Here is a 21587-nt window from a genome sequence, read left to right as displayed (position 1 = left end):
ATTGGGTGTTATCACACAAATAAAAGCGCCGTCCTGTTCTTCGACGGCGCTTCCCCATAGTAGACTTATAAACGTTCAATCAAAACAGATGCCCCCATGCCTCCGCCTACACACAAAGAAGCAATTCCCTTCTTGAGATCCTGCCTCTTCAGTTCATGTACAAGCGAGACGGCGAGGCGTGCACCGGTGCATCCGACTGGATGCCCGATACTGATGCCGCTTCCATTCACATTCACCTTATTACGGTCAAGGCCCAGCTCCTTCTCAACAGCGAGATACTGTGCGGCGAATGCCTCATTGATTTCGAACAAATCAATTTCATCCAATGTCCAGTCCCCTTTATGTAAACCCTTTTGAACAGCCGGTACAGGGCCGATGCCCATGATCTTAGGATCAACACCCGCAACAGAGTATCCCGTAATCCGTGCAAGCGGCTCCAGCCCTCTTTTTTCTGCTTCCTCTTCGCTCATCAGGATCAGTGCTGCTCCTCCGTCGTTCAAACTGGAAGAGTTGCCTGCTGTCACAGTCCCGCCTTCCCTGAATGCAGGCTTCAATTTAGCAAGTTTGTCAGCAGACAGTCCCGGACGCGGACCTTCATCCGTATCGATAACCTTTTCCCCTTTTCGTTCCTTTACCGTAACCGGAACGATTTGCGAGTCAAAATGTCCCTTTTCGATGGCATTCACCGCTCTTTGGTGGCTCAGCATGGCGAATTGATCCTGTTCTTCACGTGAAATATCATGAGATTCTGCAAGGTTTTCTGCTGTTTCCCCCATCATGATGCCGTGAATTGGATCCTCTAGCACTTCCCATACCGAATCACGGATCTCACCATGCTGTAACCTTTGGCCGAAACGGTGCTGTTTTAATATATACGGACTGGAGCTCATGGCTTCCACTCCCCCTGCCAAAACAATATCCGACAACCCTGTCTGGATCTGCATGGCGGCCGAGATGATGGCCTGCATCCCGCTTGCACACTGCCTCTGAACCGTGAAGCCTGTTGTCGTATCGGCAAAGCCTGCAAGCAGCGCTGCCGTCCTGGCCGTATTCGGCTGATCGGTGCGCTGGATACAATGGCCGAGGATCACTTCATCGATCTCATTCGAATCCAGTTTGCTTTGTTTCGCCGCTTCCTTCATGACAGGTACAATCAAATCTGTCGGCAGTAAATCTTTGAATGCTCCAACCGGTGTACGAAGGGCCGATGTGATGACTACGTTTCTCATAATTACTCTTCCCCTTTCATTGTTGTACGATTTTTTTACATCATGATTCCGCCGTCCACATGAAGGACGGTCCCATTCACATAATCACTGTCATCAGATGCCAGATAAAGATAAGCTTTTGCGATATCTTCTGGCTTGCCGAGCCTCCCGAGCGGAATCATCGATTTCATCCCCTCGATTACCTTCTCAGGAACGCTTGCAACCATGCCGGTTTCAGTGAATCCCGGTGCGACCGCATTGACATTGATTCCTTTGCGGCCCAGCTCCTTTGCCCACGTTTTCGTCATTCCTACCACAGCTGCTTTTGCTGCAGCATAATTTGTCTGTCCCACATTACCGTATACTCCGCTTACCGAAGAAGTATTGATGATTTTCCCCTTTCCGTTTTCCACCAGGTGGGGAAGGACAGCTTGCGTACAGTTGAACACACCGGTCAAGTTGACATCGATCACTTTTTGGAAGTTTTCTTCAGAAAGCTTGTGAAGCATCCCATCTCTTGTGATACCTGCGTTATTAATGAGAATATCAATCTTTCCGAAATGTTCTTTGGCTGCTGAGACGAAACTGTCCACAGAATGCCGGTCCGCCACATCCCCTTGGAAGAATACCGCCTTTCCAGCACCAACCTCATTCAATGAGCGTTCTTTATCTCTCCCTGTTTCTTCATCAAAATCTACGAGAGCAACATGACAGCCTTCTTTTATGAAAACTTCAGCTGCTGCATATCCGATTCCATTTGCAGCTCCCGTAATAAGAGCCACTTTACTTTCCAGCCTCATGATATTTCCTCCTTTTGCTGCATAAACGATGTGATTGCCTCAAGCAGTTGGTCCAGGTCATCCACCAAAGGAGAATGACCGCTATTCTTCAACTCTTTAAATCGCGCATTCTCACCAATGTCTTCCACAATCTCACTGGCCATCGCATTCGTTATCACATAATCCCGGTCACCTCTCAATACAAGAGCGGGTATCTTTATCGAGCCGGCCTGAGCTGTTCCTTCCACCAGTCCGTTATGACGCTCACTGATGTTGAAGGTATTTAAAGCATGATAGATTTCTGCGAGGTTACGCTGAGTCCTCATGTCATCGATATATTCCTCATAGAGAACCGGATCCGGCTGCGAGTCCGTATAAATCAGTGCATTCCATAATGTGCGCAGGAATTCCCTGTCATTTTCGTCATACGCCCTCTGCACCGGAAGGGTCTTCCCTTTATCCCTTTTCACTTCATCCAACGTTGTCAACCGATTTCCTAAATCTGGGGAGCCATCCTCTTTTGTACCGAAAAATGGATATCCCCTGGTTGAAGCCGAGGCTAATAATATCAGCTTATCGCAATATCCCGGATGATCCGCGGCGAATTGCATGGCCACTGCCCCCCCTGTCGACCACCCGACGAGGCAAAATTCTTCCAGCCCCAATTCATCAACCCAGTCTTTTAAATCGAGGGATAAATCTTTAATGCCTGTAATCGGTTGTGAATAACTGGATTCGCCGAATCCCCTCATATCGATCGCATAAAGTTTGTATCGTTGGTCCATTCGTTCCATCAGCAGATCCCAGTGTTTTGAAGAAGTCATATTCCCATGTACCAGCACTACAGGCAGATGACCTCCATTTCTTTCACGGTAAGCCATTGTTTCCCCATTCGCGAGCAGCACTTTTTTCATTTCAACCTCTGCCATTTTCAGTCCCTCCTTTAGGATTCGCCCCAAATGATTGTCGCTGCGCCCCATGCGTAACCGATACCGGCACTTACAAATACGACGACATCGCCTTCTTTCAATATGCCCCTTTGTGCCGCAAGCTCAAGTGAAAGAATCTGATCAAATTGACCGATATGACCATAGTCCTCAAGATAGATCGATTGCTCATCATTCAATCCCAATTCCTTAAGCACATAATGGTGAGCAGATTTCTTCATATGAAGAATCGCTGCATACCCAATGTCACCTTCTTCATAGCCGCTTTTATAAAGAGATTCCCGGATCACCTTCAAAAAGTTATCCATCGATTTTTGTTCCAGTCTTTTTTTCATTCCACCGGGATCCGGTACATCAAGGAAATAACGATCCTCCGCAAGTATGGTGGAAGTCAGGGGCTCCACCGTGCCGCCTACCGGGACAATGACATCTTCTGAAAAAGAACCATCTGTCACAATCGCCGTCTCCATCAGCAGGTTTTTTTTCAATCCTTTTTGAAGGATCATCGCACCTCCACCGGCTGCAAGATTAAACATGAAACGAGTACTCTCGTTTTTATAATTGATGAAATCACTGTTTCGATATCCTCCGGCAAGAAGCACCGTTCTGATGTCGGGGTCGGTTTCCATAAGACTTTTGGCAAGTTTCATCGCCATAATCGTCGTCCCGCACCGCAGAGAGGTGTCGAACGCCCATGCACGGTAGGCTCCGATCTCTTCCTGCAGCTTGATGGCTGCCGTCCATAAAGGATATTCCTTATGTTCTTCCCCCACGTAAATGACAACATCTATCTCTTTAGGATCCAGTCCAGCTTTTTCAATGGCAGACTTTGCTGCTTTGATTCCCATGGCACAAGTATGGTCCCCCGGTCCTGGAACCGTTTTCTTTCTTATTCCCATTTTGTTTTCGACAACTTCTGCCGGAAGTCCTGCTTTCTCGGCAATTTCCTGGCCCGTCATGGTTTTTTCCGGCAAATAAATCCCCGTACTCAGTATACCGACTGTCATGGCGCTCCCCTCCTCATCCTGCTATTTTCTTTTCCTCTGGCCGCTGTTTCTTCACTGTTTTCTTCTTACTGCCTATTTTCCGCAGCGATCCAACAATGCCGGCAGGGAAGAACATGACTGCAAGGATGTAAAGAATCCCGAAAAAAATGATCCACCTTTCAAATATCGGATACGTGCCAGCAAGTTCCGTCAGCCAGTGGTGGGCAAACTCAATCAACCCTGCCCCGATGATTGCACCGATCAGTGTGCCGACCCCGCCTATGATGGTCATCAGCAGCGCATCAAGCGTGATATCCATTGTAAAGACGCTCGTGTTCACAAAGCGTAAGGAAATGGCATAAAGCGATCCTGCAAGACTAGCCAGCACCCCTGCGATGACACTTGCGATGATTTTGTAATGAAGGACGTGAAAGCCCAGGGATTCAGCTCTTTGCTCGTTTTCCCTTATAGCCTGAAGAACCGAACCTGCGGGGGATTGTGTAAACCTTTTGAGGATAAAATACACCGCGGCCATCACTGCAAGGCACGCAAAATAAAAGGTCATCCTGTCTTTCATGAAATCCGGTGTCCGGAATGTAAATCCATCATTCCCAAATGTAAGTGTCCTCCATTTCTCTGCCAAAACCAGGAACAATCCTGCAAAAGCCAGGGTCAGCATGGCGTAAAAGTGGCTTTTGAGGCGCAGGGTCAGGAGACCGACAATATAGCTGACGATTCCCGCAACAGCGAAACCAGCCAGCAGGGAAATGAAAAACCACATCATGGTAGGTTCCATCCGGTCCAAAAAGATCCCTGTAGAATACGCCCCAATTCCGAAAAACATGGCATGCCCGAATGAAACGATGCCTGTGTATCCCAGCAGAAGATCATAACTCATCGCAAAGATCCCGAAAATGAAGATTTGAGTCAGCAGGATCATCATGCTTCTTGAATCATTAAACAAAGGAAACAGCACCAAAATAAGAAGTGCGATCCCCATAAACATATTTGAACGGCTCTGAAGGATTTTCATTACCTCACCCCTTTACTGTAAATAATCCCTGCGGCCTGAAAATGAGTACGAGCGCCATCAGTATCATGTTGACGGCGAGTGATAACTCAGGGACGTAATAGGTCATAAACGAACCTGTCATCCCTACCAAAATGGCTGCAAACAGGGATCCTGGAAAGCTTCCCATCCCCCCGATCACCACGACGATGAACGCAAGGATCGCAAATTCCATTCCCATTTCGGCATAAATCACACCTGAATAAGGAGCAAGTAAAATCCCGCCCAGTGCCGCAAGTGCAGAGCCCACCATAAATACATACATGAAAACTTTTTTGATATTGATTCCAAATGCCTCTACCATTTCCTTGTTCATGACGCCTGCACGCACGACCAATCCTACTTTTGTTTTCTTCAAAATGAGCTGGACAACGCCAAAGATGAAGAGACCTGTTGCAATGATAAAGAGCCTGTATTTAATGATGATGACATCTCCTATCACCCAGCTGCCCGCAAGGTAATCAGGAGCTCTTGCTGATAATTGATTCGGGCCCCATACCACTTTCAATAATTCCGAGAGAACGAGCATGAACCCTAACGTGATCAGAATCTGCTGCACGTGATTCCCGTAAACAGGCTGAATGATGAACTTTTCGGTCACCATCCCCAGAATCAACCCCGTCACTACGGCCCCGATGATCCCCAGGACAAAACTGTCCGTCAAAGCATAGAGCCACACACCGCTGTAAGCCCCCCACGCAAATAATCCTCCATGGGCAAAATTCAAAACATCCATCAACCCAAAAATCAAAGTCAAACCGGCTGCCAGCAGAAAAATCAGCATCCCTGTCGCCAGGCCGTTCAGCGCTAAATTGATGATGAGGTCCATATGACCGCCTCCTTTATGCAATCCCCAGATATTTCTTCTTCATATCGTCATCTTTCACAAGCATCTCCATCTGCCCGTCATGGACCGTCTTTCCATCGTCGATGATATAGAACCGGTCCCCTATCTTGCTCGCCATGATGAAATTCTGCTCCACGAGAAGGATTGTTGTCCTTTCTTTCATTTCAACGATGGATTCCATCACTTTTTCCACAACGATCGGAGCAAGCCCCTTACTCGGTTCGTCAATGAGAATCAAATCGTTATCATTCAGATAAGCTCTCGCGATTGACAGCATTTGCTTTTGTCCCCCGCTCAAATTCCCCCCGGCCTTCTTCCAGAATTTCTTTAGATCCGGGAAAAGATCGATGATCCAATTCATCCTGTCCTTTGTTTCCACGTCCTGTTTCCGCATCGCCACTTTCATATTTTCCTCTACAGTCAGGTCCCCGAATATCCCCTGATCTTCAGGCACATACCCGATCCCTTTGTCAGCAGTCTTAAACGTCGGCAGCCCCTGGATCTCCTCCCCTTTATATATGATTTTCCCCGATGAAGGAGGCGTCAGGCCCATGATGCTCCTGAGACTCGTGGTTTTCCCTGCACCGTTCCTTCCAAGAAGTACGGTGACCTCTCCCTTCTTCACTTCAAACGAGACGCCCTGAAGGATATGATACTGACCTATATACGTTTCGATATTCTCCACTTTAAGCAGTGTGCTCATCGTATAGCCCTCCCAGATAAGCCGATTGCACTTGTTCATTCTTCATGATTTCCTTGGGGTGATCATCGGCAAGGAGACGTCCGTTGAATAACACCATGATGGAATCGGAAAGATCCATGATCATGTCCATTTTGTGTTCGATCAGTACAATCGTTTTGCTTTCCTGCTCTTTGATCTTCCGGATCACATCCAAAATCGCGGGAACCTCTTCCAAAGACATGCCTGCCGTCGGTTCATCAAGCAGCAGGATCTCTGTATCGAGCGCGAGCAGCATCGCAATCTCAAGTTTTCTCTTTTCTCCGTGTGCAAGATTCACGGCAAGGAAATCGGTTTTCTTCGTGAGCATCACCAGCCCGATCAAACGGTGGGCTTCATCCATGATCTCCCTGAAGCTGCTTTTATTCCGGTGCATGATATACCGGATCCCCCTCTTGGACTGGACTGCCAGTCTTACATTCTCTAAAACTGTCAGATTCGGGAATACATTCGTTATCTGAAAGGACCTGCCGATACCGAGCCGTGCCCTCTTCGCAGGGGACAACTTCGTCACATTCCTGCCTTTCAGATACACATCCCCGCCCGTCGGTTTCAACTGGCCGCTCAATAAGTTAAACAGGGTCGTCTTCCCCGCACCATTCGGGCCGATGATCGATTTGAATTCCTTTTCCGGAACAGTAAAGGAAACGTTATCAACCGCTGTATGGCCGCCGAATTTTATCGTTAAATCTTTCGTTTCTAAAATCGCCACATCTATCACCCATTCTTTTAAGGATTGATATTCAGGAAAAGGCTGACCGCTTCCATGCCCTGTTCCGCCGGGACGGGAGCAAGGAAAGCCGGTCAGCCCTGCCTTAATTCATGATTGGAGGAGCAGTTTCTTCAGGTGAAAGCTCTCTGATCAACACAGGAACCGGATACGGCACCCCTTCTTTCTTTTCCAGCCTGATTGCATAAAGAGTCTGCAATGCCTGATGATCCTCTTCACGGAACGTCATTTTCCCTTTAGGCGTCTCGAAGCTCATCCCTTCCATCGTTTCGATCAATGTATCCGGGTCTAGATCCCCTTCTGTCTTTTTGATGGCTTCCACAATCGAAATCGCAGCACTCATGCCTCCCGGAGTGAACAAATCAGGAACCTCTCCGTCATATTTCTTCTTATGCTCTTCCACTAGCCAGTCATTGATTTCATTATCAGGCAGCTCATGATAATAAACCGAGAAGCCTTCCATACCGACAAGCGGTTCCATCGCCGACAGGGCAGCGATATCCGGTGCACCGGTCGAAATCTTTATTCCTTTGTCCTGAAGCTTCATATCAGCAATTTGATTCCAGGGTGAATTCGCACCCGCCCAAATGACAAATAAATAATCAGGCTTTGCTTCAATCACTTTTTGGATATTGGATGTGAAGTCCGTCGCTGCAGGATCTGCATACTCTTCATGGACAATTTCCGCTCCCAGCTTCTCTGCCGCTCCCTTGAACGCAGCCACCCCATCACGGCCAAACGAATAGTCAGGCGCCAGTGTCGCAATCTTCACCCCATCTTTAGCAATGGCGGCCGCTCCTGCCACTGCGTCCTGTGACGAGTTCCGTGCCGTTCTGAATATATATGGATTAAACTCTGAACCTGTAATACTGTCAGCTACCGCAGGTTCTACAACCATGATCTTTTCATATTCTTCGGCCAGCGGAAGCACCGCCAGGGTATCCCCTGAACTTGAGGATCCCACCAGGAAATCCACTTCATCCTCTTCCAATAATTTTGTTGCCTTTTGAACCGCCACTTCCGGTTTTGTTTCCGTATCTTCAAATACGACTTCTATTTTCTTACCGGCCACTTCCATCGTACCGTCCGTGGCATATTCCAAGCCCAGTTCAAATCCCCTTTGCGTCTGCTTCCCGTAAGACTCCAAAGCCCCGGTCAACGAAGCAAGCACCCCGACCTTCACCGTTTCCTTATCTGAGGATCCGCCGCCTGACCCGCTGCTGGACTCCGAGTTACAGGCCGTTGACATAACCAGCATACCTGACAGCACCATCACCAAAGCCGGCCACTTCATCGATTTCTTCATCTTTACTCCCCCTTGTTTAAAAACTAAAGCAAAATAGCTTTGACACCATCGTAGGGAATGGGAGTTACAAATGAGTTACAAAACCGAAAAGCGGAAGGGGTTTGGTCAGAAGCGTGGGGCATAAGGCAAATCGGTCACGAAGGCGTTCTTTGCCTTCTTGGCCGGTTTGACTTATGACATGTGCTTCTAAGCCCTGGAGCTGGACAAAACGAAAAGCGAAAGGGCTTTGCCCAGAAGCGTGGGGCATAAGGCAAATCGGCCACGAAGGCGTTTTTTGCTTTCTTGGCCGGTTTGACTTATGACAAGTGCTTCTAAGCCCTGGAGCTGGACAAAACGAAAAGCGAAAGGGCTTTGCCCAGAAGCGTGGGGCATAAGGCAAATCGGCCACGAAGGCGTTTTTTGCTTTCTTGGCCGGTTTGACTTATGACAAGTGCTTCTAAGCCCTGGAGCTGGACAAAACGAAAAGCGGAGGCGGCTCGTTCAGAGGAAGGGGCATAAGGCTGGAACATCAGGGGGCCTGGGAGTCCGAGGGATGAGGGACGTTATAACAGCATGAGCTGCTTAAAGATTTTTCGACAAGTGGCTCGTATTTCTATGAAAGTGGCTCGTATTTTCAAAATGTGGCACGTAAATTTGAAATCTGGCTTGTATTTTTCAAAAGTGGCACGTAAATTGTGGAAAGGGGCTTGAAACGTCTGCCACCGCCTCCTTTTTTGTTTTTTACATCGAACAAAAGACGTTTTTACCCATGAATATGATAATTTCCCCAAGCATTCAAGCATGAAAATACGATTTTTCATCTTAATCCAGTCGTTTTCCAGCCTTCTTCTATTAAAAGCTGCCCCAGGTCCGCATAAAAAAACAGGCCCCCACAACCCGGACCTGTTTCTCCTATTTAACCATTCTCTATTTCTCTATTTTTCTATTTCCTATTTCTCTATTTCCCCGCCCCTATCACCATTTCATACATTCTTTGTGTGGCCTCCATCGGGGCGACTCCCAGTTCGCTGTCCAGGAGTTTTTTGCACCTTTGAAACCACTTCACTGCTTGGGGACGGTTATTCTTTTGATAGTAACAATACATCAGGATCCTGTAAGCTTCTTCCCATAACGGATCGTGTTCGATAATGACGAGGCAGGAATCGATGGCATCTTCATAGCTTTCTTTACGTACAGCGAGCTGCGCCATTTTCTCCATTCCCCTCAGGTACAGATGCTGCAGCCTTTCCCTTTCTTTTTCTGTCCACCACGTTCCTTTACGGTCAGGCAGAAAGGAGCCTTTATAGAAGTTCATTCCCCTTTTCAGGTATTGAAGGGATTGATCTGCATCGGCTTCCTTTAAGCCCTGTGATACCCAATTTGTAAATTGGTCACTGTCATACTCGATCCCTGCCAGTCCATTCAGTTTGTATCCTTCCTGCACCCTGCTGATGAAGAATGCCTTCCCTCTCGCCGGCCGGTTCGGTTCCAGTACATTATTCAATGTGTTGAGGGCCACTTTGAAATCCCTGTCGGCACCTCCCCCTTCCGGCCAGAGCTCTTCGATGACTTCTTCCTTTCGCTTTATGCTGTTACGGTGGATGAGGAGATACTGAAATAATTCCTTGGCTTTCTCTCTTTGCCATTGTTTTTCGGTAACCCTCTCATCTCCGAGCCATATTTCGAAGCTCCCCAGCGTGTGGACTTTCAAGGTATAGCCAGGATGGGAGGCAAGGGATTCATATCCCATTTTCGCAAGTAGTTCGAGGCAATAAGCTGTATGGATCCCTTCCTGATGGGCTTTTACCAAGTAAGGGATGATGCTCTGCAGATCTTTTGGCCCGAAAGTGGTCTGCCTGAAGAATATGAACTCATAATTCCCTATTTGCACTTCATTCAGAAAGGCGGTCATATACTCCTTGAATTCTATCTGTTTTTCCCGTTTGTAGGCGACTGCGCTCTTCCATAGATTCGTAAGCATTCTCCCGTAGCCGTCCCCGCAGGCATCAAATAATCTGCCGGCCTTGATGATCTGTTTGTAAGATTCGTCTATTTCCCCTCGGTAATAATCATTTATCCCCGCGCTCAGCAGGATCAAGGAAGAAAGCCAGGAATCCTCCACTTTTTCTGTTTCATGCAGTGCTTCCTTCGCATATTCTTTTGCCTTTTGATGATCACCCATTCTGCTGTATAAAATCGACAGACCCATGAACGGCTCTGCTTTTCCTCTGGAAATATTCATTTGACTCATTAATTCCAAAGAGGTTTCGTAGCAGTTTTTCGCCAGGTCGCTTTCATATTTATTGATCAATTGAACGGCGTGCCCCATGCGTATCCAGCCGCACGCTTCCACAAATGGGGATTTTGTTTTGATTCCCTGGCTTATTCCCTGCTGTGCAAGGACTTTGGCTTTACTGCCATTTCCCATGAATGACTCAATCAATGAGAGCAGCAGTTCTTTTTCACGGTGAGACTGAGGAAGCTGTTCATGGTCTTCTTTTTCCATAAGGAGCCCCTTTGCTTCATGAAGCTTCCCGGTCCGGAGAAGCATCCTTGCTAAAAGATTCCCTTCTTCCATCATGACTCCATTTTCCCTGCCTTTTTCATACCAGATTTTCGCCTGTACCGCTTTGCCGGAATTGACCAGGTTTTCCGATATCATATAGTAGAGCTGATTTTTTTCGTTGCTGAAACCATCCTCTTCACCTTCCAGTGACTCAATCGCTTTTAATAGATATCTCTGAGCTTTGCCTGGCTGGATCGTATCGAGGTATATACTTCCCACTCCTCCATACGCGCGGCTTAAGATCAATGCATCCTGTTTATCACGGGCTTGCCTAATCCCGCTTGTATATGCTTTCTCAGCCTTTTCATAAAATGACCGGTAGCGAAAGAATTCTCCCTGATATACCCAAAGGGAATAATAGCGATCCTTGATTTCTTCAGGAAGCTGCCGAAGATAGTCACCCAGTGTCTCAAGGTGCCCGCTCTTGATCATGCCCTCGGCTTCCCTCGTCAATATCGAGGCGACTGCCTCCATGTTTCCCATTTTAAAGTAATGATGGACCGCTTTTTCCCACTGCCCTTTCCGTTCAAAATAGTAAGCGCATTTCAACTGCAGCTCATTATACAGTGGAGGATTTTCATCTGCCAATTTCCTTTCAAGATAGGTCTTGAATAAAGCATGAAGACGATAATGGGCTGCTCCTTTCATTTCCTGGAGCAGAGCATTTTTCTCTGAAAGCTGCTTCAGCATCTGATGAGATCCCGGCACATCGAACACCGCAACGCATGTGTCGCCATTGATTTCCTCGAGAATGGAGATTTGCTTTAAAAATTGCTGTACGATGGGAGATTGCTTCGAAAAGACTTCATGTGCCAAATATTGAAATAGTTCTGTCAAGGAAGAATAATGCTTATCCACCATCAGGATGTCCGGGTTTTCCTGAAACTGGGAGTGAATCATACTGACAGCGATCACCCATCCTTCCGTCAATTTGCATATTGCCCGGATCTCCTCTTCTGGAATCGCCTTATCATAGAAGTCAGTAAGAAGCATTTCCACTTCATCATCATTCAGGCATAAATCGGCTTCTGTTATCTCGAGCAGGTGGCGGGAAATCTTCAGTTGAATGAAAGAACTCCATGATGGTTTGGTCCGGGTTGAGAGAAGGAAGTGCATGTGATTCGGGAGGTATTCCACTACCTTTTCCATCCACTGGTTGATAAGGAAGGAATGATCGATCAGATGATAGTCATCCAGGATGATGGTCAGAGAATGTGGGATCTTCATACATTCATTGATAAAGACCGCACTTAATTTATAAAGCTCTTCTTCTTTGATATACTGGCCGATTGATTCCAGCGTTTCCTTTAATTCGCCGCCAAATCCAGGCACCTGCTTCTTCATGCTGTATAAAATATTCGTAACAAATGGCACTAATCCATCGTCATTGGCCGTGATAGAATACCAGCAATAATCCAGATTCTCATCCTGCAAGAATTGACTGACTGCTGTGCTTTTTCCATACCCCGCCCCGGAATGGACGATCAATAGTTTATAGTTTGTAATCGTTCTCATTTTTTTCATTAACTCAGGACGCCGAATATACGACTCTTTGACGACTGGCGGAACAAATTTCGTTTCAATAATAGGAATTTCCGTTCCCACACGATCACCCTCAAAACGAACGAATTTTCTTACTATTTTACCATATATCCTGCAATTTGAACGGATGGATACAGCTTAATTCCATTTAAGCAGCAAAAAAAAAGAATTCTGTTCATCTGCCCGAACAAAATTCTTCCTGTTTATCAGTTCTTGAATTGCATATCCCATTCATCGAGCGGCCAGTATCTGAGGTCGACTTTCCCGACTACCTGCTCTTGATCGACGAACCCGAAGTATCTGCTGTCCATGCTGCCTCTGCGGTTGTCGCCGAGAACGAACACTTTCCCCTCAGGCACTGTCTTTTCACCGGTGATTTCTTCAATCGTGAAGTCCCCGGTCAATTTATTCCCTGCATATTCTTCCTTGAATTTATCAAGGTAAGGTTCCGGATAATATTCTCCGTTGACATATAATTTATCATCTTTATAGACTACTTTATCACCAGGCAGGCCGATGATTCTCTTTACGTAATCTTCTTTTTCGTTTGCATGGAAGACAACGACGTCGAACCGCTTCAGCTCACCAAGCTGATAGCCGATTTTGTTGACGACAAGCTTGTTTCCATCTTCCAATGTGGGCATCATCGATTCGCCTTCCACCACATAATTTGAGAAAAGAAAAGTTCGAATGACGATAAAAATAATTAATCCTATTCCCAGGGCTTTGATCCATTCAAGACCTTCTCTTTTTACCTCTTCTCTCAATTTGATTCCTCCTGCTTTTTCCGTTCAATCTTTTGATCGATATCGAGCTTTTTATTTAAACGAATTTCAATTTGTTTTCCAACCAGCCACAACACAAAGATGATAACGCCTACAATCACTGTGCGAACAGGCTGTTTCACTAAAGATATGATATCATATCCGATGAAACTTATGGTAAAAATCATCACCATTTTTCCCGTCAGGACAGCAAGCATATACTGTGCGATGCTGATGCTGGATAATCCAGCAACGACGTTTACAAGCGCTGAAGGGGTAAACGGGAAACATAAGAGCAGGAACAATGGTCCAAAACCATGTTTGTCCACCCAGCGGGTCAGCCTCTTCACTTGACGGTTGTTCCGCAGAAATTGAAACACCCGTGCCTCCCCATATCTCCTGACAAGCACAAACACTAGCAGGGCTCCCCCGGCTGCACCGATCCAGGAGAAAAGGAACCCGAACCACAGGCCGAAAGCGTTGGCATTCGCCATCACAAACACAAACAGCGGCAGGAATGGGAGAAAGGCCTCCAGCATAGGCAGGAGAATTCCCGCGAATGGCCCCAGTGCTTTATACTGCTGAATCAATTCCATTATATTTTCGAGGGTAAACCAATCTTTTATTGCATTAATATCCATAGTATATGTTTCCCCTTATACGACGATGAACGATTCTCATTCGTTATCACATTGGCTTGCTCACTTTATCATATCATATCACTTTGAGATTTCCATACTCCGTACTTAAACCTTTGCCAAAATAAAGGAAATTTAAACAGGTCTGCATTTCTTTCTGGTGCCAGTGAATCCCATGCTGTTTCCTATCAAAAATAAACCGCCATTCCATAAAGAAATGACGGTACGTACTTAATTACAGATACCTGTCAAACCAATCGATGATTTCCTGAAGCCTTGCTTCCCGCAAAGACGGTCTTCCGGTCCGGGACAGATTATGGTTCGATTCGGGGAATCGTACAAACCTTGACTGTTTCCCGTCCCTCTTTAAGGCTATGTACAATTGTTCAGCCTGTTCGATCGGGCAGCGGTAATCTTTTTCACTGTGGAGGATCAAGAGCGGAGTATGGATGTTCTTCACATAGGCAAGCGGAGAGTGCTTCCATAACGTCTCGATATCATGCAGTTCACACTTCATCTGCCATTCCGAGAAGTAATATCCGATATCGCTCACACCATAAAAACTGATCCAATTACTGATCGACCTCTGGGTAACGGCTGCTTTGAACCTGTCGGAATGAGAGATGATCCAATTGGTCATGAACCCGCCATAACTCCCTCCGGTAACCCCGAGCCTGGAATCGTCAATCCACTTATATTCCTCAAGGACATAGTCCACTGCCGCCATGATATCGCGGTAGTCCCCTCCGCCATAGTCCCCCCTTACTGCATCAACAAAGGCCTGTCCATATCCATGACTCCCACGCGGCTTTATGTATAAGACGCCATAGCCGCTGCCGGCGAGAAGCTGCAGTTCATGAAAGAAAGTATTGCCATACATGGTGTGGGGGCCGCCATGAATTTCTACGATCAAAGGATATTTATTTCCTTCACTGAAGTTTACAGGCTTCATGATCCACCCTTGAAGGGGCAGGCCATCCCCGCCGTCAATCATGAACATCTCCGGGGACGACAGCTGTCTGCCATTCAACCATCCTGCATTCACATCGGTCATTTTTTCTATCTTCCCTGTCGGAACGTGCAGCGTATAAAGCTCACCCGGTTGTTCCGGTTTACTCATGGCGAGGACCGCTTTCTGTCCTTCCGAGTGAAAGTCGAAACCATAAATATGCTGCTCTTCTTCAAACAGGGCAGGATAAACCGCACCCTCTATGTGAGCATAATAGAGGATTGTATTGCCGCGGTCGGATGCGATGAAATAAAAGCTTTCATTATCCTTCGACCAGACGATACCCGACTGCGAAGACCCTTGTATGCTGTCACTATTAAGATAGTCCCCCACCGGGAGATCCATCGCTTCGATAAGCGACAGGGAGATACCCGATTCCATATTGTATAAATGAATCTTGTTCTGTGTGGCATTTTCATATTCCCGGTTATGACCTATGTAGGCAAGGTATCTTCCGTCAGGGGAAAAACTGGCCCCTACATAATACCCCTCTTCTTCCGATACTCTTCTCGATGTCTTCGATTTTAAATCAAATAAGTAAAGGGCCGAAGTAAATGAAAAATCCTTATTCTCTTCAAAGTCAGCTGAATAGGCGATATTGCTGCCATGCCATGTATGAAGTGCATAATCATGTTCGTCATCCGTCAGCCTTTTCATCTCATTTTGTGCGAGATCGATCAACACAATCTGGGCATAACGATCATCATGAAATCCGCGGTCATCGGATTTATATTTCATGGAGGAAGCAACAAAAGGCTTAATCTTATCTTCTTTTTCCTCATTGTCCCCTTGAAGAGATTCGCCTTTTTCCAAACGGATCACACATGCGATTTTTGTTCCGCACGGCGACCAGACAGGATTGGAAATTCCCCTTCCTGCAGTTGTCACCTGCTCCGCTTCCCCGCCATTCCTGTTCATCACATAAAGCTCCGGGTTCCCGGTGCGGTTGGATATAAAGGCAATGCGTCCTCCATCCGGCGACCATCTTGGCGAAGACACTTTCTCCTTCCCGAAAGTCCATTGAGCCGTTTTGCCAGTGCCCGGCTCAAGACAGAATAAGCAAGAAAGATAATCATCCTTTTCTTCATCCATGACGGTCTGCACAAAAACCACCGCTTTTCCATCCGGCGATAACCGCGGATCTGAAAGGGCCTTTATCTGATATAAATCTTTTATGTTGATTGCATTGGAATTCATATTTACTAACTCCTTTTTTATTACGTCCTGAATATTTAGTTCGACAGGGAAAGTTTATTTCCTTTAGCAGCTGGGCAGTTCCTTCCAGAGGCCCACCAGCCGCCCGCGGAAAGTGTAGACTTCACAAAAATCAGGCAGCGGTATTAAACGGATAGGAAAGGCACTTCTCCTTCATACTAACAACAAATCCCCGATTCTCCATTTTTCGCTATTGAAAGTAAATCCATTTCAATTTAAAATAGAAACACGAACATAAGTTCGATAACAGAGAATGAAAAGAGGTCTTTTCATATGACACGAATCCCGGAGAATGACCGTAACATTTTAGAACAGGCCATTTACCTGCCCATGGTGCTGACAATTTTAAATCGAGACTTGCAAATTGTAGATAAAAGCCCGTTTAAACTCAAGCGCCCTTATCTTGAACTGATTGAAGAAACCATGAAAGTCATCCAGGGCGAGCTTGCATATGTGAAAAAGTATATGAGGGTAAATAAGATGAAGGTGGAAAGGCTCCAATCGGACGATGCATTCACGATGTATATGTTTTTATACAAAGGATACGAGGAGCATCACAATTACTTTAACCCGCGGCTCCGAAACAGAGTGGAAGAATTATTGCGTCATTATTTATTCCGCCGGTTCCTGGAAACAAAAGCCCCTTCGGAAAAACCGGAGAGCCCCCGCCAGGCCTGACTTCCACTCAAATAAAAAAAGCGTGATCAAGGCTTCTCACGCATTTGTTTTATTTTTCAGGTAGAATGATTTCATCGTGTATTTACTTTCCATCTCTGAAACCCGCTGGGAATAGGCGATTCGAAGGCTGGAAGTACGAAGCATTTGATTTTCAAATGAGCTGTATGAAATGGGGATCAGGTGGGATTCCCGATTTTGAAAGGTCACGGAGGTTTGACCGTTCTCGGCAGCAGCATAACTCGTTACGTGGGAATGAGATATCCACATACAATCACTCTTCACAGGAGAAACCGTCGGAAAGAAAAACATCGACATATGAGGATTTAACATGATTGGAGCCTTATATGAAATACCAATCAGCTCTTTCGTGCCGTCCTTCCTTCCCTGGTACGAAGAACCGAAGAATTCACAGCTTTTCTTCAAAATGTCCATCGGCTTAAACGGAGAAAGTATGACATCCTCCATTTCAATGATTTCAGTAAATGTCTTGGCACCATATTCTACAGGCTTTAACATCAAAGTATGAGGATTCACTTCATATTCTTCCAAAATTCGCGATTTACCCTTCATATTTTCTCCTCCTTTTACATATTTCTCCAAAATAATACCACAAATACCAACAGGTGTCTCCATTATTTTTAAAAAATTCAGATATTATTTCATTGAGCCTGGCCCCCTCGATAAAAATTATCAGAATATTTAATATTTTGGTTGAATTTTTGTCTCTCCTTCCATATACTAATAAAAAGAATTCAGAGGTGGTCGTATTGGAAAATAAAAAGTCCTATACAGAAATGATGAAAGCTTCTGCGATGACCCGGAAACGAAATGGCGAAAAAAATGTCATGGAAATCTACGTTGATATGCTGCTTAACGAAATCATTCTCACGTCCCAAAAGACAAAGTTGTTAGAAGACATCGATGCAGCCCTGGATCATAGAGATGAATCGTTATTTTTAAAACTCACCGAAGAATTAAAGGAAATCAATATTCGATACGGATCATAAAAGAAAGGCCGGCTCTCACGAACGAGCCGGCCTTCCTTTTTGCCTGAAGAATGACTTTGACCATAAAAGTAAAAGCTAAACGCAAAACCTTTACATGGAGCGATCGCCATGATTTTCATCAAGATACTTATCCTTTATTTAGTCACCATCGCGGCCATGAGGCTCATGGGGAAATCGACCATCGTCCAGATGACGCCCTATGATCTCGTCGCCATCATCATTGTAGGGACAATCGCTTCAGAGCCGTTAATCAGTACAGAGTTCTGGCCGACCTTCACCGCACTGGTCATATTGGTGGCCCTTCATGTCCTTTTTTCACATCTTACGTTATGGCAATGGGGAAACAAATTCTTCTTGGGTGAGCCGACACTCCTGATTAAAAACGGAGAAATCCTTGAAGACAATCTGGAAAAATCAAAGATTTCCCTAATCCAGCTTGCTTCCATCCTGAGGGCAAACGGCTATCCGAAAATCTCCGACGTGGATTATGCCATGCTGGAGCCGATCGGGGAAGTCAGCGTCATCCCCAAGGTAGAAAACACACCTGTCACGGTTCAGCACCTGAATTTAAAGATTGATGACGAAGGCCTCCCCATCTCGGTCATTGTCGATGGGAAAATCCAAAAACGCAACTTGCACCTGCTCGGGAAAAACAGGGATTGGCTGATGGCTCAATTAACTGAGGAAGGTCTCCACCCTAAAGACGTCATCTATGCGTATATGACAGAGAAGAAGAAAAATCTCGTCATCAGTAAAAGGGAAAAAGCCTAGTCAATCGACCAGGCTTTTTCTTTATTCCTTCTCTTCTTGTTCATATTGCTCAAGCATGATTAAACGCTCCATCATCGTCGGGTGCCCGTATCTGAAAATTTTCACCAGGATCGGAGGGTTCACCTGCGAGAGGCCGACCTTGGAAAGCTTCTGAAACGAAGTGATGGCTGCCTGTTTATCCTCTGTCATCTCGATTGCATACCGGTCCGCACGTGTTTCCTGATATCGGGAAATCCAGTTCGAAAACGGACTGACCGCAAACATCAGCATGCTTGTGAGCAGGAGGAATAAAGGCAGGGAGCTGAGACTCGATACACTCGAAACCTTGATATCGTCCTTATAATTGGCCACGATCCCCCTCATCAGCTTCGAAGCCAGGAACAAACCGAAGAATGAAAGCACCAGATAAATCGCAATTCCGATATAGATATGTTTTTCTACATAGTGAGCCATTTCATGAGCCATGACAAACAGAATTTCTTTGTCTGTCAGTTGCTCTAGTGTCGTATCCCAAAGAACGATCCGGGAATTCGACCCCACCCCATTCACATAGGCATTGAGCGAATTTGTCTTTTCGGACATATCCACCTCGAACACATGATCAGCAGGGATTTCCGCTTTATCCGCCAGCGTCAGGATCTTTTGTTCAAGGGCTTTATCCTTAAGGGGATAGAAATCATTATACAAAGGATCGATCACAACCGGCTGGATGAACATCATGAAAATCGTAAACGGAACGGACAATGCCCATGCCGCCAGCCACCATCGGTTCTTAAACTTCTTCATAAGACCATACAGGACAGAAACAATGATGAACATAATCAAATAGTTCACCCAGAAATCCGTCAATTCATCCTTCATCCACATCGAAAAATTCTGTGTGGAAATATTATACGTCCTTGAAATTTTATAAGAGATGAACTGCAAAGGGAAAATGGCAATGAATGAAGCAAGCGACAACCAGAACAAGTAAACCGCCGTCTGGATGAATTGGTTTTTCGCCGTGCCCCTCGCCCATTTTTCAAACCCTCTTGATACACCTAAAATCAGGATCAGGAAATAAAACAACCACTCATAAGGAGTCGACAGGAAAAACAGCAGATTCTTGATTTTCGAAAATTCCTCACTCAGCATGATCTCCCTGGCATTCATGAATGTGGCAGGATCTGCACTGCTCCCTTTAAAGCTGTCAGGCAGCGAGGAATCCGCCAGAATAAACAAATACACATATAAAAATAATCCCAGCAGCAAATAACCAAGCACCGCCCGGAAAGCCCACTTTCTTACCAAATTACCTTCCTCCCTTCCTACCTCTCTTACTATATGTAATATCTTGTCCTTTTAAATAGAACAAGAAAAGTGGAGGCGGCTCGTTTAGAGGCGACAAGCATAAGGCAGGGCAGCCATAAAGGCGCTCTTTGCCTTTTTGGATGGCATGACTTATGTCTCGAGCCTCTAGCCGCCGGAACTGGACAACATAAAAGCGAAAGGGCTTTGGTCAGAGGCGGGGGGCATAAGACGAATCAGACATGAAGGCGGGTCTTTGCCTTCTTGGCCGGTTTGGCTTATGACATGGGCCTCTAAGCCCTGCAGCTGGACAAAAGAAAAGTGGAGGCGGCCCGTTTATAGGCGACAAGCATAATATCCAGCCGGTCCCCGGAATGTCCAAACAAAAAAGCCACGGGAACACGTGACTTTTTTCCTTACATTAAGAATACCGAATAAAGAGATAAAATGGAAATTGCACCGATGACGACCACAATCACATTCGCTCCGAGGAAAGCAAGGAGGAAGGCGGCGGCTGTCCCGACAAGGCCGAATAAAAGATTGCCCTCTTGAATCAATAAAATGCCGGGGAATATCAATGCACCCAAAACCGCAAACGGTACATTTTTCAAGACACCCTGCAAAAAAGGAGGAAGCTCTTTTCCTTTAAAAACGATAAAAGGGAGCATCCTCGGAATATAGGTGACCACTGCCATCCCGATGATCATCCAGATCACAGCATTATTCATCCCCGACTCCTCCCCCTTTCCGTTTCAATACGACAACCGCCTCCACAAGGATGGCTGAAACAATCGTTGCCAGTACAATAGACCAGCCGTTCGATAAATTCGTGGTAAATAGGAGTACACTGTTCATAGCCCCCGCGGTCAATGCCAGAAAAGTCACCTTGACGCTTTTTTTCATTGACGGGACAAGGAGGCCGACGAACATGGCATAAAGGGCGATGGTCATACTTGCCTGCAGGAACCCGGGAAGGATCTCACCTATAAAGTATCCGATCCCTGAGTTGACCACCCAGCTGCCATACGAAATCAAAATGACACCGAAGGCGAAACCCGTCTTTACTCTTCCCTCTTTCACACTGATGACTGTGAATGTCTCATCAGTGATCCCGAATGCGTAGCCCAGTTTTTTATACAGCTCATCATCATCCAGCTTCTCACTCAGCGATGCAGACATCAAGAAGTGCCGGATATTCACGATGAACGTCGTAAGGATGATTTCAAGGATTCCCGTCCCGACTGCAATCAAACTCAGCGATATGTATTGAGCGGCCCCTGCAAATACAAGCATACTCATCAAAACGGTCTCGGTGACAGTCAGGCCGGTAGTCTTTGCCAGTAACCCAAATGTAAGTGCGACAGGCATATATCCGATGGCTATGCTGACCCCGCCCTGAAGTCCCTGACGAAAATCACTTGCTTTTTTTGTAGAAAGCAGTGCCTCCATCTCTTCACTTCCTTTATAATAAAGATAATAAACTATTTTAATAATTTGATAATTTATTATATTATACATAC

At 46.0% G+C, this 21587-nt stretch carries 20 protein-coding genes; 3 read left to right on the top strand and 17 right to left on the bottom strand.

Features of this window, described 5'->3' with window-relative positions; all coding sequences use genetic code 11:
- Positions 1-65: 65 nt before the first annotated feature.
- From AS034_RS08550 to AS034_RS08485, 13 genes are all read right to left on the bottom strand, one after another.
- On the bottom strand, positions 66-1229 hold the full coding sequence (locus AS034_RS08550) for a thiolase family protein (RefSeq protein ID WP_058298215.1): 1164 nt from the start codon (positions 1227-1229) through the stop codon (positions 66-68).
- Between the two features lie 35 nt (positions 1230-1264).
- Positions 1265-2008 (bottom strand): 3-oxoacyl-ACP reductase FabG, encoded by a 744-nt coding sequence (gene fabG, locus AS034_RS08545; protein ID WP_058298214.1) that lies wholly within the window; start codon positions 2006-2008, stop codon positions 1265-1267.
- Positions 2005-2916 (bottom strand): intracellular short-chain-length polyhydroxyalkanoate depolymerase, encoded by a 912-nt coding sequence (phaZ, locus tag AS034_RS08540; protein WP_032089220.1) that lies wholly within the window; start codon positions 2914-2916, stop codon positions 2005-2007. Before phaZ ends, fabG begins: the two co-directional genes overlap by 4 nt.
- Positions 2917-2930: 14 nt before the next feature.
- Entirely contained in the window at positions 2931-3941 is a 1011-nt protein-coding gene (locus tag AS034_RS08535; RefSeq protein WP_058298213.1) for a 3-oxoacyl-ACP synthase, read from the bottom strand.
- 13 nt (positions 3942-3954) lie between these two features.
- On the bottom strand, positions 3955-4953 hold the full coding sequence (locus tag AS034_RS08530; protein WP_058298212.1) for a branched-chain amino acid ABC transporter permease: 999 nt from the start codon (positions 4951-4953) through the stop codon (positions 3955-3957).
- Between the two features lie 4 nt (positions 4954-4957).
- Positions 4958-5818, bottom strand: coding sequence for a branched-chain amino acid ABC transporter permease (locus tag AS034_RS08525; RefSeq protein WP_058298211.1), 861 nt, complete (start codon positions 5816-5818; stop codon positions 4958-4960).
- A 13-nt stretch (positions 5819-5831) separates the two neighbouring features.
- Entirely contained in the window at positions 5832-6539 is a 708-nt protein-coding gene (locus tag AS034_RS08520) for an ABC transporter ATP-binding protein (RefSeq protein ID WP_032089223.1), read from the bottom strand.
- The gene (locus tag AS034_RS08515) at positions 6523-7287 is read right to left on the bottom strand and encodes an ABC transporter ATP-binding protein (protein ID WP_411159309.1); all 765 of its coding nucleotides are present in this window, start codon (positions 7285-7287) and stop codon (positions 6523-6525) included. Before AS034_RS08515 ends, AS034_RS08520 begins: the two co-directional genes overlap by 17 nt.
- Positions 7288-7390: 103 nt before the next feature.
- On the bottom strand, positions 7391-8611 hold the full coding sequence (locus AS034_RS08510) for a substrate-binding domain-containing protein (protein WP_032089232.1): 1221 nt from the start codon (positions 8609-8611) through the stop codon (positions 7391-7393).
- A gap of 937 nt (positions 8612-9548) precedes the next feature.
- Positions 9549-12761 (bottom strand): AfsR/SARP family transcriptional regulator, encoded by a 3213-nt coding sequence (locus tag AS034_RS08500; protein ID WP_058298209.1) that lies wholly within the window; start codon positions 12759-12761, stop codon positions 9549-9551.
- A gap of 143 nt (positions 12762-12904) precedes the next feature.
- Positions 12905-13465: a signal peptidase I gene (gene lepB, locus AS034_RS08495; RefSeq protein ID WP_058298208.1), complete on the bottom strand. Its 561-nt coding sequence runs from the start codon at positions 13463-13465 to the stop codon at positions 12905-12907.
- The gene (locus AS034_RS08490) at positions 13462-14103 is read right to left on the bottom strand and encodes a TVP38/TMEM64 family protein (RefSeq protein WP_058298207.1); all 642 of its coding nucleotides are present in this window, start codon (positions 14101-14103) and stop codon (positions 13462-13464) included. The genes lepB and AS034_RS08490 overlap by 4 nt, the downstream gene beginning before the upstream one ends.
- A gap of 232 nt (positions 14104-14335) precedes the next feature.
- The gene (locus AS034_RS08485; protein WP_058298206.1) at positions 14336-16306 is read right to left on the bottom strand and encodes a S9 family peptidase; all 1971 of its coding nucleotides are present in this window, start codon (positions 16304-16306) and stop codon (positions 14336-14338) included.
- A gap of 291 nt (positions 16307-16597) precedes the next feature.
- On the opposite strand from AS034_RS08485, the gene AS034_RS08480 reads away from it, so the two are divergent.
- On the top strand, positions 16598-17002 hold the full coding sequence (locus tag AS034_RS08480; RefSeq protein WP_032089238.1) for a YhjD family protein: 405 nt from the start codon (positions 16598-16600) through the stop codon (positions 17000-17002).
- A gap of 36 nt (positions 17003-17038) precedes the next feature.
- Here the strand turns inward: AS034_RS08480 and AS034_RS08475 are convergent, their stop codons facing one another.
- Positions 17039-17572: a competence protein ComK gene (locus AS034_RS08475; RefSeq protein WP_058298205.1), complete on the bottom strand. Its 534-nt coding sequence runs from the start codon at positions 17570-17572 to the stop codon at positions 17039-17041.
- 197 nt (positions 17573-17769) lie between these two features.
- On the opposite strand from AS034_RS08475, the gene AS034_RS08470 reads away from it, so the two are divergent.
- Positions 17770-18009: an IDEAL domain-containing protein gene (locus AS034_RS08470; RefSeq protein ID WP_176716087.1), complete on the top strand. Its 240-nt coding sequence runs from the start codon at positions 17770-17772 to the stop codon at positions 18007-18009.
- 108 nt (positions 18010-18117) lie between these two features.
- A complete protein-coding gene (locus AS034_RS08465) occupies positions 18118-18780 on the top strand; it encodes a DUF421 domain-containing protein (RefSeq protein ID WP_058298204.1) in 663 nt (220 codons plus the stop codon).
- Between the two features lie 21 nt (positions 18781-18801).
- Here AS034_RS08465 and AS034_RS08460 read toward each other — a convergent pair whose 3' ends face one another.
- The 3 genes from AS034_RS08460 to AS034_RS08450 all read right to left on the bottom strand — a co-directional run bounded on the left by AS034_RS08460 (position 18802) and on the right by AS034_RS08450 (position 21516).
- Positions 18802-20070 (bottom strand): M48 family metallopeptidase, encoded by a 1269-nt coding sequence (locus AS034_RS08460; protein ID WP_058298203.1) that lies wholly within the window; start codon positions 20068-20070, stop codon positions 18802-18804.
- A 413-nt stretch (positions 20071-20483) separates the two neighbouring features.
- Complete coding sequence (locus AS034_RS08455; protein ID WP_058298202.1) at positions 20484-20795, bottom strand: AzlD domain-containing protein; 312 nt, start codon at positions 20793-20795, stop codon at positions 20484-20486.
- On the bottom strand, positions 20788-21516 hold the full coding sequence (locus tag AS034_RS08450) for an AzlC family ABC transporter permease (protein ID WP_058298201.1): 729 nt from the start codon (positions 21514-21516) through the stop codon (positions 20788-20790). Before AS034_RS08450 ends, AS034_RS08455 begins: the two co-directional genes overlap by 8 nt.
- Between the last annotated feature and the right edge of the window lie 71 nt (positions 21517-21587).

The sequence above is a fragment of the [Bacillus] enclensis genome (assembly GCF_001456935.1).
GTDB lineage: Bacteria > Bacillota > Bacilli > Bacillales > Bacillaceae_B > Rossellomorea > Rossellomorea enclensis.
The sequence above is the reverse complement of the archived record's forward strand: the minus strand, read 5'-3'. Positions and strand labels throughout refer to the sequence as shown.

Excerpts from the sequence above, each read along its gene's own strand:
- AS034_RS08535 (WP_058298213.1), bottom strand. The coding sequence starts at position 3,941 with ATGACAGTCGGTATACTGAGTACGGGGATTTATTTGCCGGAAAAAACC.
- phaZ (WP_032089220.1), bottom strand. The coding sequence starts at position 2,916 with ATGGCAGAGGTTGAAATGAAAAAAGTGCTGCTCGCGAATGGGGAAACA.
- AS034_RS08480 (WP_032089238.1), top strand. The coding sequence starts at position 16,598 with ATGACACGAATCCCGGAGAATGACCGTAACATTTTAGAACAGGCCATT.
- AS034_RS08550 (WP_058298215.1), bottom strand. The coding sequence starts at position 1,229 with ATGAGAAACGTAGTCATCACATCGGCCCTTCGTACACCGGTTGGAGCA.
- AS034_RS08530 (WP_058298212.1), bottom strand. The coding sequence starts at position 4,953 with ATGAAAATCCTTCAGAGCCGTTCAAATATGTTTATGGGGATCGCACTT.
- AS034_RS08510 (WP_032089232.1), bottom strand. The coding sequence starts at position 8,611 with ATGAAGAAATCGATGAAGTGGCCGGCTTTGGTGATGGTGCTGTCAGGT.
- AS034_RS08525 (WP_058298211.1), bottom strand. The coding sequence starts at position 5,818 with ATGGACCTCATCATCAATTTAGCGCTGAACGGCCTGGCGACAGGGATG.
- AS034_RS08465 (WP_058298204.1), top strand. The coding sequence starts at position 18,118 with ATGATTTTCATCAAGATACTTATCCTTTATTTAGTCACCATCGCGGCC.
- fabG (WP_058298214.1), bottom strand. The coding sequence starts at position 2,008 with ATGAGGCTGGAAAGTAAAGTGGCTCTTATTACGGGAGCTGCAAATGGA.
- AS034_RS08490 (WP_058298207.1), bottom strand. The coding sequence starts at position 14,103 with ATGGATATTAATGCAATAAAAGATTGGTTTACCCTCGAAAATATAATG.
- AS034_RS08485 (WP_058298206.1), bottom strand. The coding sequence starts at position 16,306 with ATGAATTCCAATGCAATCAACATAAAAGATTTATATCAGATAAAGGCC.
- AS034_RS08475 (WP_058298205.1), bottom strand. The coding sequence starts at position 17,572 with ATGAAGGGTAAATCGCGAATTTTGGAAGAATATGAAGTGAATCCTCAT.
- AS034_RS08450 (WP_058298201.1), bottom strand. The coding sequence starts at position 21,516 with ATGGAGGCACTGCTTTCTACAAAAAAAGCAAGTGATTTTCGTCAGGGA.
- AS034_RS08455 (WP_058298202.1), bottom strand. The coding sequence starts at position 20,795 with ATGAATAATGCTGTGATCTGGATGATCATCGGGATGGCAGTGGTCACC.
- AS034_RS08520 (WP_032089223.1), bottom strand. The coding sequence starts at position 6,539 with ATGAGCACACTGCTTAAAGTGGAGAATATCGAAACGTATATAGGTCAG.